Origin of the sequence: Micromonospora tarensis (genome assembly GCF_016803395.1) — a bacterium.
In the GTDB taxonomy this organism is placed as follows: Bacteria; Actinomycetota; Actinomycetes; order Mycobacteriales; family Micromonosporaceae; genus Micromonospora; species Micromonospora tarensis.
Map to the genome: position 1 here is coordinate 1 of NZ_JAEVHL010000050.1, position 12,918 is coordinate 12,918.

The 12,918-nt window shown below is 68.0% G+C and carries 10 protein-coding genes and 1 pseudogene; 7 read left to right on the plus strand and 4 right to left on the minus strand.

Translation table 11 applies throughout. The features are described from left to right. Positions 1–135 precede the first annotated feature (135 nt). From JM949_RS13050 to JM949_RS13060, 3 genes are all read left to right on the plus strand, one after another. Positions 136–714: an IS5 family transposase gene (locus JM949_RS13050; RefSeq protein ID WP_407664760.1), complete on the plus strand. Its 579-nt coding sequence runs from the start codon at positions 136–138 to the stop codon at positions 712–714. Positions 715–969: 255 nt separating this feature from the next. After that, a complete protein-coding gene (locus tag JM949_RS13055; protein ID WP_203148748.1) occupies positions 970–1,839 on the plus strand; it encodes a hypothetical protein in 870 nt (289 codons plus the stop codon). Positions 1,840–1,921: 82 nt separating this feature from the next. Further along, entirely contained in the window at positions 1,922–2,617 is a 696-nt protein-coding gene (locus tag JM949_RS13060; RefSeq protein ID WP_203148750.1) for an RsiV family protein, read from the plus strand. A gap of 77 nt (positions 2,618–2,694) precedes the next feature. Here the strand turns inward: JM949_RS13060 and metH are convergent, their stop codons facing one another. After that, positions 2,695–6,321 (minus strand): methionine synthase, encoded by a 3,627-nt coding sequence (gene metH, locus JM949_RS13065; RefSeq protein WP_255545582.1) that lies wholly within the window; start codon positions 6,319–6,321, stop codon positions 2,695–2,697. A 512-nt stretch (positions 6,322–6,833) separates the two neighbouring features. On the opposite strand from metH, the gene JM949_RS38555 reads away from it, so the two are divergent. After that, positions 6,834–6,959, plus strand: a complete 126-nt coding sequence (locus JM949_RS38555; RefSeq protein WP_255545583.1) for a hypothetical protein — start codon at positions 6,834–6,836, stop codon at positions 6,957–6,959. 41 nt (positions 6,960–7,000) lie between these two features. On the opposite strand, the gene JM949_RS13070 is transcribed toward JM949_RS38555, so the two are convergent. Continuing rightward, complete coding sequence (locus JM949_RS13070; RefSeq protein ID WP_203148754.1) at positions 7,001–7,423, minus strand: helix-turn-helix domain-containing protein; 423 nt, start codon at positions 7,421–7,423, stop codon at positions 7,001–7,003. 9 nt (positions 7,424–7,432) lie between these two features. Between JM949_RS13070 and JM949_RS13075 the strand changes: the two genes are divergently transcribed. Beyond that, positions 7,433–8,242, plus strand: a complete 810-nt coding sequence (locus JM949_RS13075; RefSeq protein ID WP_203148756.1) for a methyltransferase domain-containing protein — start codon at positions 7,433–7,435, stop codon at positions 8,240–8,242. A gap of 12 nt (positions 8,243–8,254) precedes the next feature. Here JM949_RS13075 and JM949_RS36950 read toward each other — a convergent pair. After that, positions 8,255–8,359: pseudogene (locus tag JM949_RS36950) on the minus strand (universal stress protein); the annotation flags it as partial. A gap of 680 nt (positions 8,360–9,039) precedes the next feature. On the opposite strand from JM949_RS36950, the gene JM949_RS13085 reads away from it, so the two are divergent. Next, positions 9,040–10,434, plus strand: a complete 1,395-nt coding sequence (locus JM949_RS13085) for a tannase/feruloyl esterase family alpha/beta hydrolase (protein ID WP_203148758.1) — start codon at positions 9,040–9,042, stop codon at positions 10,432–10,434. Between the two features lie 982 nt (positions 10,435–11,416). Here JM949_RS13085 and JM949_RS13090 read toward each other — a convergent pair. After that, positions 11,417–11,956, minus strand: coding sequence for a DUF308 domain-containing protein (locus tag JM949_RS13090; protein WP_203148761.1), 540 nt, complete (start codon positions 11,954–11,956; stop codon positions 11,417–11,419). 290 nt (positions 11,957–12,246) lie between these two features. On the opposite strand from JM949_RS13090, the gene JM949_RS13095 reads away from it, so the two are divergent. After that, on the plus strand, positions 12,247–12,849 hold the full coding sequence (locus JM949_RS13095; RefSeq protein ID WP_203148762.1) for a VOC family protein: 603 nt from the start codon (positions 12,247–12,249) through the stop codon (positions 12,847–12,849). The last annotated feature ends 69 nt before the right edge of the window (positions 12,850–12,918 follow it).

The following is a 12,918-nucleotide window of genomic DNA, read 5'->3' on the forward strand; positions in this document are numbered from 1 at the left end:
TAGACAGCTCCACTCCACAACCGGAGGCCTTCACCTACCTACGACATCAGAGCGTGTCGTCACACAACCTCGACCAACCTCCCTGGACAGCACACCTAGAGCGGGCCCTGTCGATCTTGCGATCAGCATCAACTCATCGATCGTGCGGGCGCACCAGCATGCCCCTGGCGCCCGCAAAAAGGGCTCCCCAACAAGTCCGGCGACGCCTGGTGCGCAAGATGGCGAGGCAATCGGCCGATCCCGCGGAGGCTGAGCACGAAGTTTCACCTCGCCGTCGACGGACGCGGCCGCCCGTTGTCGATCCTGTTCACCCCAGGCCAGGCCGGCGACAACGCGCAACTGTTGGCGCTGCTGGACGCGATCTGCCTCAACAAGCCCGGGCCCGGACGGCCCCGCAAGCGCCCCGAGGTGCTGATCGCGGATAAGGGCTATGCCCACGACTCGACTCGCCGAACGTTGCGACAACGCGGCATCCGCCACGTCATCCCTGAACGATCCGACCAGGTCGCCCGCCGGGTCGCCAAGGGCAGCGCCGGCGGACGACCACCAGCCTTGGACAAAGTGATCTACAAGAAGCGCAATGTCGTGGAAGGCTGCTTCAACCGGCTCAAACAGTGGCGCGACCTGGCCACCCGCTACGCCAAACGCGCATCGCTCTACCGGGCCAGCCTGGTCCTTATCGCTGCCGTCATCTGGCTTCCAGGATCGACATAACAGACCCTAGGCGAACCGCGCGACCCCGATGAGGGTGAGTGAGCAGCCCGCATCGCTAACCGCGCTGCGGCAGACCGGCCGAATGCTCACCCGGGCCGAGTGCCATCTGCACGCAGTCAACTACATGACGCTTTCGTTCCGAAGTCGACATGTCGCTGCGACGATGCACCGGGTGACGAAGGAGGCGACGTGGCGCGGCGGAAGCGAGAGCGGGTCCGTAACCGACAACCCGGCCCAGTTCTCAGAAGCCAGCCGGTGGCCTTGGAGACTCCAACGCCGGTGCCATGGTGGAAGAAACCGATCACCTGGGTGATCACCGTCTGCCTGACCATGGTCGGCGCTGTGATCACGACCTACGGCACCGACATGGCCAAGGCGTTCCTCGGAGAGAGGGCTGCGCCCGAGGCGGTCGCAGAACGCGCCGCCCAGCCATCGCCCCTCATCGTGGTGGATCAGAGCCGCGTCGTTGACGTCGCCCGCAGCTTCGTCTTGCCCCAGTCACCGTCTGACAGCGCGTTGCAGGATTGGGACCGGTCACGCAGTGATATGCCCACCCAGCGGTGGCTCAACGACCAAGGCGCCGTGGACGTAGGGACTTCGTACTGGCAGATCACGTTCCAGGGCACAAGGACCGAGGTCGTGGAAATCGTCAACATCCGGCCGGTCCTGGAGGACGGCCGCTGCGCGCCAGCAGTCGCGGGAGTCCTCGTGGAGAACACTCCCTCCGGGGCCACCGACAAGATTCCCCTCACTGTCGCCATTGACCGGCCCAACCCCCGACTGCTGATCAACGACGGTAGCGGCGACGCCGGCAAGCCATTCTTCGATCTGAAGAAGATCAGTCTTCCCCGCAAGGAGAAGAACGTCGTGGTCGTCAGCGCTACGACCAGCGGCCCCTATTGCCGCTGGCGGCTGGCCGTCGAGTACTTGGCCGACGGCCACCGTGGCGAAGTGATGGTCAGCGCCCCAGGAAACCGCCCGTACGCCGTGACCGGAACAGTGTCATCCGACAAGTATTCGGATGTGTTCATCGCGAACCTGTGGCAATGCGGAGAGCCTCGGAAACGCCTGAGCGGCCCGGAGTACCTTAAGCTTCAGAACGGTGACCGAAGTGTCTGCGGCTGAGCTGAAAGCCGCCGCTCGGACGGTCGTATCAATCGGGCTTGCTCTCCTCGCAGCGTCCTGCACGGGAGCCCCTTCAGACGCGATGGCCGAGAAGAGCCCCGCTGCTTCGGACACGCCCGCCAAAGTTGCCGTGCCCCTGCACCGCACCTTCTCCTCCCTACCGGACCTGCCCGACACGAAAGCCGACGCGGATTACCTTCAGGTCACCGGCATCGACGGACTGGAGGCCACCAATAAAGCACTCGCCACGCTCTTCACACACGATCCCGCCACCGTGGCCACCAGACTGTCCCTCCCCGCCGGGTCCGCGATCACCTATCACCAACGCTCGTCGCGAAACGCCGTCGTTCACACCAACAGTGCCTTGGTCAGTATCCTCGCGCCCGTCTCCGCCGAATCCGTAGAAGGATTCGTCACTGACTACTGGCTCGCCACCACACTCACCGTCCCACAAGCCGCTGAGGTCAAGATCACCGATTTGTTCCCCAGTCCGACGGCGGCATCGGATGCGCTGAGCGATCTCGTACGACGACGCCTGCCGCACTCGGACGATGAGTGCATCAAAGGTTCCTGGGATCCCGACTACGCCTCCGCCCAGCAGTGGAACGCTTCCGACACGTACGCGAAGTTCGCGGTGACTCCCGACGGACTCGTCATCGGATTCGCCAAGGGGGGCCTGATACCACCGCCGTGCGGAATCTTCCGGATGACGTTTAGCTGGGAGGAACTTAGGCCGCTGATGGCCGATCGAGGTCTGCGCCTCGTCGCCCAACTGTGAGCGATCAGTGGGGAGTGTCGAGTTAGATCCGCACTCCCCTACAAGATCGGCAGGACACGCCCTAGCCGGACCATGGCTCAGGACGGTTCATAGGCCAGATTGGGTCGCAGCCACCGCTCGACGTCGGCGACGATCATGGCGCGGCGGGCGGCGTAGTCTTCGATCTGGTCCTTACCGATACGGCCCACTGTGAAGTACTTCGCCGCCGGATGGGCGAAGATCAGCCCGCTGACGCTGGCGGCCGGTGTCATCGCGAAGGACTCCGTCAGGCCGATGCCGAGCTCGGCGGCCTTCAGCAGGTCGAACAGTTCCTGCTTCTCGCTGTGGTCCGGGCTGGCCGGGTAGCCGAGCGCCGGTCGGATGCCCCGGAAGCGTTCGGCGTGCAGGTCGGCGAGGTCCGGCTCGGCGTCTGGCTCGAACCAGTCACGGCGGGCCTTCAGGTGGATGTACTCGGCGAATGCCTCGGCAAGCCGGTCGGCCAGCGCCTTGACCATGATCGCGCGGTAGTCGTCGTGCTGGGCCTCGTACTGCGCGGCCAGGGAGTCGGCGCCGTGGATGGTCACGGCGAAGCCGCCCAGGTGGTCGCCGCCGGGGGCCACGTAGTCGGCCAGGCAGCGGTTGCCGCGGCCGGCCGGTTTGACCGTCTGCTGGCGCAGCATCGGCAGGCGCACCCCGTTGCCGAGGACAATGTCGTCGCCCTCGGAGTGCGCCGGCCAGAAGCCGTAGACGCCCCGGGCCTGGAACAGGTCGTCCTTCGTGATCTTGTCCAACAGGGTGTTGGCGTCGGCGTAGAGCTCGCGGGCGACCGGCTGATCCAGGATCGCCGGGAACTTGCCCTTGAGTTCCCAGGCCAGAAACAGGAACTGCCAGTCGATCATCTCGCGCAGCTCGGGCAGGGTGGGCTGGACCGTGCGCCGGCCGGTGAAGGCCGGGATCGGCAGGTCGCTGAAGTCGACCTCCTCGCGGTTGTCGCGGGCCTCAGCCAAGCCGAGCATCGGCTGGGAGTGCCGGTTGGCATGCGCCTCGCGCAGCTGCTCCTGCTCGACGCGGTTGGTGCGGTCCAGCTCGCGGGCGCGGCCATCGTCGAGCAGGTCGGAGACCACGCCGACGACCCGGGACGCGTCGAGCACGTGCACGGTTGTGCCGTCGTACGAGGGGGCGATGCGGACGGCGGTGTGTTGACGCGAGGTCGTGGCCCCGCCGATCAGCAGGGGCAGCTTGAGGCCGCGGCGCCGCATCTCGGCACCGACTGTGACCATCTCGTCCAGCGATGGCGTGATCAGGCCGGACAGGCCGATGGCGTGAGCGCCCTCGGCGACGGCCGTGTCCAGGATCCGGCCGGCGGGAACCATCACGCCCAGGTCGATGACCTCGTAGTTGTTGCAGCCCAGGACCACGCCGACGATGTTCTTGCCGATGTCGTGCACATCGCCCTTCACGGTCGCCAGCACGACCTTGCCCTGTCCGCGGCCCGGGTCGATCCGCCCCTCCAGGCGGGCCTGCTCCTTCTCGGCCTCCATGAACGGTTCGAGGTAGGCGACCGAGCGCTTCATCACCCGGGCGCTCTTGACCACCTGCGGGAGGAACATCTTGCCGGCGCCGAACAGGTCGCCGACGATTTTCATCCCGTCCATCAGCGGACCCTCGATGACGTCGAGGGGTCGGGCGAGGCCCTGCCGGGCCTCCTCCGTGTCCTGCTCGATGAAGTCGACGATGCCGTGAACCAGCGCGTACGACAGCCGCTCGGTCACCGGCGCCTCCCGCCAGGACAGGTCGACCTCGCGCTTGGTGCCGGAACCGGTGACGGTCGACGCAAAGATCACCAGGCGCTCGGTGGCGTCCGGACGCCGGTCGAAGATCACGTCCTCGACGAGTTCGACGAGGTCGGCGGGGATGTCGGCGTACACGGCGAGCTGGCCGGCGTTGACGATGCCCATGTCCAGCCCGGCGCGGACCGCGTGCAACAGGAACGCCGAATGCATGGCCTCCCGAACCACGTCGTTGCCGCGGAAGGAGAATGACAGGTTGGAGATACCGCCGCTGGTGCGGGCACCCGGGCAGCGCGCCTTGATCAGCGGGAGGGCGTCGATGAACGCCTTCGCGTATCCGTTGTGCTCGGCGATGCCGGTGGCGACGGCGAGGACGTTCGGGTCGAAGATGATGTCCTCCGGCGCGAACCCGGCCTGCTCCACGAGCAGATCGTAGGCTCGCCCGCAGATGGACACCTTGCGCTCGGTGGTGTCGGCCTGGCCCTGTTCGTCGAAGGCCATCACCACCACGCCGGCGCCGTAATCGCGGATCCGGCGGGCCTGAGCCAGGAATGGCTCCGCGCCCTCCTTGAGGCTGATCGAGTTGACCACGCCCTTGCCCTGCACGCACTTGAGGCCAGCCTCGAGAACCGTCCACTTCGAGCTGTCGATCATTACGGGGATCCGGGCGACCTCGGGCTCGGTGGCGATGAGGTTGAGGAAGGTCGTCATGGCGCGCTCACTGTCGAGCAGGTCGGCGTCCATGTTGACGTCGAGCAGGTTGGCGCCGCCGCGCACCTGCTCCAGGGCCACGTCGACCGCGCCCTGATAGTTGTCCGATTCGATGAGCCGGCGGAACTTGGCCGAGCCGGTGACGTTGGTGCGCTCACCGATCATCACGAACCCGGTGTCCGGTCCGATAGCGAACGGCTCCAACCCACTGAACCGGGTGGTTTCCGGCAGGGCGGCAACCGTCCGTGGCGGTGCGCCGGCCACGGCGGCGACGACCCGGGCGATGTGCTCCGGTGAGGTGCCGCAGCAGCCCCCGGCGATGTTGAGCAAGCCGGACGCGGCAAACTCGCCGAGCAGGCCGGCGGTCTCCTCCGGCGTCTGGTCGTAGCCGCCGAAAGCGTTCGGCAGACCGGCGTTGGGGTGACACGCCACGTAGGTTCCGGCGATCTTGGAAAGCTCCTCGACGTGCGGGCGCATCTCGGCCGCGCCCAGCGAGCAGTTCACGCCGACGACCAGCGGATCGGCCCGCTCTATCGAGCGCCAGAAAGCCTCCACGGTCTGCCCCGACAGGGTCCGGCCGCTGAGGTCGACGATGGTCACGGAGATCCACAGCGGCAGTTGCGGCGCGACCTCACGGGCTGCGGCGATTGCGGCTTTCGCGTTCAACGTGTCGAAGATCGTCTCGATCAGAAGCAGGTCGACACCGCCCTCAGCCAGGGCCGAGATCTGCTCCGCGTACGCCGCGCGCACTTCGTCGAAGTCGACGGCGCGATACGCCGGGTCCTCGACCCGGGGAGACAGCGACAGCGTCACGTTCAGCGGCCCGACCGAGCCGGCCACGAACCGGCCACCGAACTCGTCCGCCGCCTGCCGGGCCAGCCGCGCACCCTGAACGTTCATCTCACGCACCAGTGACTGGAGCCCGTAGTCGGCCTGGCCGATACTCGTCGCCGTGAAGGTATTGGTGGTGGTGATGTCAGCGCCGGCGGCCAGATACCGCCGGTGTACGTCCAGAATGACGTCCGGCCGGGTGAGGTTGAGCAGGTCGGGATCACCGCTGACGTCCCGCGGATGATCGACAATCAGGTCGCCTCGATAGTCCGCGGCGGTGAGCTTCGCGCCCTGCAACATCGTTCCCCAGGCACCGTCCAACACCAGAACACGCTGCGACATCAACTGCCGCAGCGACGAAGCAGTGCTCTTCTGGCTCGATAACGCGCTCAAAGTAGCCGCCTCCGAAGTTCGGAGGCGCCCTTGAGGAAGAAACGAAGGCCGAGCGTGGCGGGCTCCGCCCGTCGCAGCGCCTCTCGACCCGACAGGCAGATGGTACCCGGCCCGCTTGCCTGGCCGCCCCCGTGAGGTGTCGGCGTCGGGCTGCTGCGGTCACGCGGCAAGCCCGGTCATGCTGCGGCTCTGGCTTCGTCCGGCTCGGCGACGCGGACTGCAAACTCATGACCGGGCAGGGCGCGAATGGTTATCGGGATTGCTATGGGACGCCGCCTGAGTAGCCGACGGCCGATGGCTACCTGACCGCGCGGTGATCGCAAAGCTTGTGCCCCCGCAGGTCAGGGGCCAGTAGGGTCCCCACCGGCTGAAGGGCACAACCCGTACAGCATCCTAGGTGGATGGGCTCCCGCCTCTCTGGACGTTAAGGGGGTGCGGTAGGACGACGATCGACGCTCCAAACCCGGCCGACCGTGGCAGCTCGTGGCCATCCGGTGAGGTGGCCTCGTCGGTTGCTGATCGACGGGATCCGGTGCCGGATTCGGACCGGCTTCCGCCACGTCACCAACCTGGTGGACGCGGTACGCCGGGTGGCCGCCGACGCCGGATCGTCACGGTGCCTGCCGGCGCTGCGCTAGACGCACCGATCGGCGGTGGAAGTGGCTGCCCAGGGTGCCCGTCACGGCCCGGCAGCTGCGCCGTCGGAGGTCACCTGGCGAACGTGCGGGCAGTCGGCGACATCCTCGTGAGCACAGGCCACGGCGCAGTCGAGCACGGCGAGCCGGGCTTGGTCCTGTGCGATTCGCTCGGCGAGCAGGACGCGCTGCCGTTCGAGGATCCGCCGCCGCGCCACCGGGTCAGCCGCGAGCACGCGACGGATCTCGTTCAGACTCAGCCCGGCCGCTTTGGCCCGCAGGATGACCGCGACGCGGGTCATCTCCTGGCTGTCGTAGCGCCGCCGTCCGTCGGCGGATCGGGCCGGTCGCAGCAGGCCGGTCGCCTCCCAGTGGCGCAGGACGTGCGGGGCGAGGCCGAAACGCGTGGCAACCACACCGATGGGCAACCCGGCAGACCTTGACCTCACGTCGACCTGAAGACCCATGCTGCCAGCATGGCAGAGCTCGAGAAAATTTTGGAACCCGCCGATGGCGCACCCGCTGTGGCGGCCCGGCTGGACGCCGTCGAGCACCATCCGGCAATCGCCGAGTTGCGGCGGTACTCCTACGGACTGCTGGGTCTGGAGCCCGCCGACGCCGTGGTGGACGTCGGCAGCGGCACCGGGCGGGCCGTCGCGGAACTGACCGGGGCGGGGTTCCACGCCATCGGCGTCGATCCGGACGAGGACATGCTGGCCGTCGCCCGTACCCGCTACCCGTTCGCGGACCTGCTGAGCGGCACCGGGGAGTGCCTACCCATCCGGAGCGCCAGCATGGCCGGTTACCGTGCCGACAAGGTCCTGCACCAGGTGGCCGAGCCGATCGCCGCGGTCCGGGAAGCCCGCCGGGTCCTGCGCCCCGGTGGACGTGCAGTGCTGCTCGGACAGGACTGGGACGCCCTCATCATCGACTCGTCAGACGGCGTCCTCACCCGCCGCATCGTCCAGGCCCGCGCCGACACGATCCCCCACCCCCGGGTCGCTCGTAGCTACCGTGACCTGCTCCTCGCGGCCGGCTTCACGGCGGTGTCGCTGGAGGCCCGGACGGTCGTGTTCACCGAGGCACCGCTGGTGCACATGCTCACCGGGCTCGCAACGGCCGCTCGCGAGGCCGGCGCCGTGACCGCTGAGCAGGCCACCGTATGGTTGACCGACCAACGGGACCGGGCTGCGGCCGGCCGCCTGATGGTCGCCCTGCCCTTCTTCGTCGCGGCCGGCACCGCGCCGCGTCCCACCCGCGCCGGTCGTCGCAGGACGTCCGGCTGATCACCCTCCGCGTCAGCGTTTCCGCACGACGGCGACCGAGCAGTTGGCGTGCTGGATGAGCTGTTGGCTGACCGAGCCGAGCAGCACTGCGGCCAGCCCACCCCGACCCCGGCTTCCACCTCCGTCGGTGATCGAGCAGGTGGGGCTGCTGCCCACCCAACACCCGGAGTACGAGCCGACCAGCCCATCGCGGTACCGGTGGGCAGCCCCGGTCTCGGATGGCAACGCCAGCTGAACTCAGGTCGCACACCGGCTTTGCACACGAACGGCGGCCTCGGTGCGACTGCCCGTCGACGCGTCGCTGTCGTTGGGCGCATGGAGCAGCACGATGGCGTGTCGAGCATTGCCCGGCACCGCACTGGGTTGTCGAGCCTCGCGCGTCCGGTCCCTCAGCCGAACAGCGTGCCGGGTCCCGCTCAAGGTCGCGCGGCCCGGATCCCATGCAGGTCGTGCCCTGCAGACACAATGCTCAGCCACTCACCAATGCCTCGGTGGACCGGGTCGGGAAGCAGCCCGGCCACGGGAACTGGGCCATCCCGCGCGCCGTCACGGAGCGCGCGCGTGCCTCGGGTCCTCGGCCAGGGTGCACACCAGTGCCTCACCCTGGGGTCAGGTCGTCCCGGTTAGGTGAGGGTTTTGAGTATGAAACGACGCTTGATGATTCTGATGGCCGCGGCAGTACCACTGGCGGCCTCCCTCACGCCCGTGGCTGTCAACGCCGCTACCCGCGACGCGGCACGACGGCCGCCACCGCCTGCGCCGCCGTTCCCGTTTCCGCGCCGTTTGGCACGTCGGTGGTGTCGGTCAAGGCTGTCTCCAAGCCCGGCGGCGACTTCACGTTCCCCTCCACCCCGGGGCTCCCGCAGAATCCGCCGATCAACGCCGTGCCTGCCTGGTGCGACATCAACGTCGTCGTGACCCATCCGGGCGCGAATGACACCGTCACCATCAAGGTCTCGCTCCCCCAGGATGCGATGAACTGGAACGGACGTTTCCAGGCCACCGGCGGCAGCGCTTACTCCGCCGGCGACCTCAGCGATCTGAGCGTCCCGCTGATCAGCGCGGTCAAGGGCGGATATGTCGGCGCGGCCACCGACGCTGGCGTCAAGACCGGCCTCGACGCCAGCTGGGGGCTCACCGACGGAAAGATCAACACCGGCCTGCTGACCAACTTCGCCTCCCGCTCGGTGCACGACATGGCGGTCATCGGCAAGGACGTGGCCAACAAGTTCTACCAGCGCACGGTGAAGTACTCGTACTTCACCGGCTGCTCGACCGGTGGCCGCCAAGGCTACTCGGAGGCACAGAACTACCCGACGGACTTCCAGGGCATCCTCGCGAACGCGCCGGCGATCGAGTGGAACCGCTTCGAGATCGCCACGCTGTGGTCGCAGGCCGTCTACAACGAAGAGAAGGTCGCCCCGTCGCAGTGCGAACTGGCCGCCTTCAACACCGCTGCAGTCACTGCCTGCGACCCCCTCGACGGCGTCACTGACGGCGTCATCCACAACCCGCAGGACTGCAAGTGGGACGCCCGTCGCCTGGTCGGCAAGAAGGTCGTCTGTGAAGGCGAGGAAATCACCATCACCAAGGCGGTCGCCGACGCGGTCGACAAGATCTGGGCCGGCCCGGTCTCACCGTCGGGCAAGAAGCTCTGGTACGGCCAGAACAAGGGCTCCGCGTTCAACTTCATCGCCAACCCCGGCGCGCCCTTCCAGGTTCCCGACCAGTGGGTCAAGTACTTCGTGACGAAGAACCCGTCGTTTGACAGCACCACGCTCACCTACAAGACGTTCACGCAGCTCTTCACCTCGGCGACCAAGCAGTACGACGCCATCATCGCCAACAACAACCCGAACCTGTCGACCTTCGCCAAGGCCGGCGGCAAGCTGCTCACCTGGCACGGCCAATCAGACCAGCTGATCCCGACCCAGGGCACTGTCGACTACCGCAAGCACGTCTACGCCACCCTCGGTGGTAACAAGCGCGTCGACAACTTCTACCGCCTCTTCCTGCTGCCCGGCGTCGACCACTGCGGAACGCCGCTCTTCAGCACCGGTCCGCTGGTCAACCCGGGCGCCGACCTCGACGCCCTGGTCAACTGGGTGGAAAAGGGCCACGCCCCGGAGACCCTCCCAGCCACGTCCGTAGACGGCAAGACCACCAGCAACATCCACCACTACCCGCGGTGACCCGCCATAGCGGCCGCGACAACACCAGGGCGGCGAAGTGCCGCCATGTCGCGGCGTGAATCGAATCGAATCAACACGGCGGCCCCGGACTGACATCCGGGGCCGCCCCTCGAGATTCGCTATTGAGGCGCGAGAGTCACGGTGCAGCATCGCGGGTGTCGTTTTGCCCCTGCATGGCTGGCCCTATGACATTCACAGCATTGCCGACGTCGTGCCCTTGCCGACGGCCGCCGGTTACCGGGTCATCGAGCCGCACCTGCGGGGTTTACGGCACGACGCGGTTGCGCTCCAGCGACGCCACGCGCAACGCCCAGCCGGCGGCCATGGCCATCGACGCCATCGCGCTCCTGCACGTCCTCAACACCGCGTCCCCCGTCGGGACGGGGCGTCGGCCGGTGCCGCTGACGGTCGATGGGTCAATGGGGTGGCAGGGGTGCCTCGGGTTGGCGGACCCAGCCGCGCCGGGTGTCGGTGATGGCCACACCCGCGAGCACCAGAGCGGCGCCGAGCGGTAAACACCGGTGGTAGGAAGATGACGCCGGGAGCGATTGCGAGCAGTGCCAGTAGTCCGCCGTGGCGCGAGGGTGAGATGCGGCCGAGTACCTCGTAATCGAATGCGGCCCGGCCGAGTAGGAAGAGCGCGGGGCCCGCCGGGGATGACGGCGACCCATGCTGGCGGTACGCGGACTGCTGACTCGTGCCTGACGAGGCCGAATCCGGCTGCGGTGGTGACCACGCCGACGATCATCACCAGATGTGTGTAGGGAGCACGGGTGAGGAAGGCGCTCAGCCTGTGGGAGGCGGCGATGGCCAGTCGAAGAACTGCTGGTACCGCTCGGCGAGGTGCTCGGGTGGCCGCCTCGGTCGCCATCGGTCGGTTAGTGGAGCAGGCGGGGGTAGCGGCGGCGGTCGCCTACCCCCGCTAGCTTGCAGCGGGCCGTGGTGGCAGGTGGGCTCCACCACCACGGCGTCGATCAGTCGATCAGGCCCGAACGGTTCGTCGGCGGAGCCGCCAGGCCAGGGTCGCGGCCTGCAGGACGAAGAAGACACCGCCGGCCGCGGTGTAGAGGACCAGCATGCCGAGGCTCGGTTCCGCGCCGAGGGCGGCGGGCAGGTACGTCGCACCGGCGATGACCGAGAGAGAGCCCGCGATCAGCATCGGCCACTGGCGGCCGAGTTCCGGACTGTTGCGGCGGACGGCGACGGTGAACTGGGCCACGCCGGAGACGATCGCCCAGACGCCGAAGGTGTAGAGCACGGCGCCGATCCCGCTGACGGCCCCCAGCCCGAGGGCGAGCGCCGCCAGGGCGCTGAGCGTGGTGTTGAAGATCTGCAACTTACGGGCCGGGGTACCGGGATCCTCGCGGGCGTCGAGCAGCGAGGCCACCACGTCGATGAGTGGGTAGGCGATCAGAAGAACGACGGTGACGGCGGTGAGCGAGTCGCTGACGGCCGAGAATCCGGCGGCCCAGCCGATCGCGACGAGGCCACGGACGAGGTAGATGCGAAGGAGGGGAGACATCCGAGTGTCAGCTTTCTGCCGGTCTTGTCGGTTACCCGGACGACTCTCCCGGCTCGGCCACTCGATCGCCCCAGGGAGGCACCCTGGCGCAGGCACTGGCCTCCGATCGGCCGTGTGACGATCACCGGTACCGCCGTCGCCGAATTCCTCCGCGCGGCCACGATCGCGCCGGGCTGGTGAGGGCCAGGGTGTCGGCCAGGGGTTCTCCCTGGGGCGACACCTGAGCCCGGTGCGCGACGGTGAGGACCGGACGTCGAACGGGCATCCTGCGCAGCGGAGGAGTGGAGATCGTGGATTTCAAGCTCGAGGTCATCGTCCTGCCGGTCTCGGACGTAGATCGGGCCAGGGATTTCTACCAGAAGGTCGGTTTCCGGCAGGACGTGGACTATGTCGCCCCGGACGGCTTCCGCGTCGTGCACTTCACCCCGCCCGGCTCGGCCTCCTCGCTGATCATCGGGGAGGGAGTGTCCGACGCCGCGCCGGGATCGGTGCAGGGCGTACACCTCGTGGTGGATGATGTCGTCGCCGCCCGGGCGGTGCTGGTCGCCCGTGGGATCGAGGTGAGCGAGGTCTTCCACGACGCCGGTGGCGTGTTCCACCACGCCGGCGCGCGGCACCGGGTGAACGGCCCTCAGCCTGCTCGGAGGTCGTACAGCTCGTTCGCGTCGTTCAGCGACCCGGACGGCAACGGGTTCGTGCTCCAAGAGGTCACCGCGCGGCACCCGGGACGTGTCACCCACGTTGTCTACGGCTCGGTGCCCGAGGTGGAACAGGCTCTGCGCGACGCCGCTGTGGCGCACGGCCGGCACGAGGCGGAACTCGGTCACGAGGACCCGGACTGGCCGAGCTGGTACGCCGACCACATGGCCCGGGCCGCCGGCCTCGGCTCCTGACTCCGGCCCGGTCCCTCGCGCTGTTGACGCGAGGGACCGCAGCCCTGAGCAGGCCGTACGCGGGGTTGG

Excerpts from the sequence above, each read along its gene's own strand:
- JM949_RS13060 (WP_203148750.1), top strand. The coding sequence starts at position 1,922 with ATGGCCGAGAAGAGCCCCGCTGCTTCGGACACGCCCGCCAAAGTTGCC.
- JM949_RS13075 (WP_203148756.1), top strand. The coding sequence starts at position 7,433 with ATGGCAGAGCTCGAGAAAATTTTGGAACCCGCCGATGGCGCACCCGCT.
- JM949_RS13090 (WP_203148761.1), bottom strand. The coding sequence starts at position 11,956 with ATGTCTCCCCTCCTTCGCATCTACCTCGTCCGTGGCCTCGTCGCGATC.
- JM949_RS13070 (WP_203148754.1), bottom strand. The coding sequence starts at position 7,423 with ATGGGTCTTCAGGTCGACGTGAGGTCAAGGTCTGCCGGGTTGCCCATC.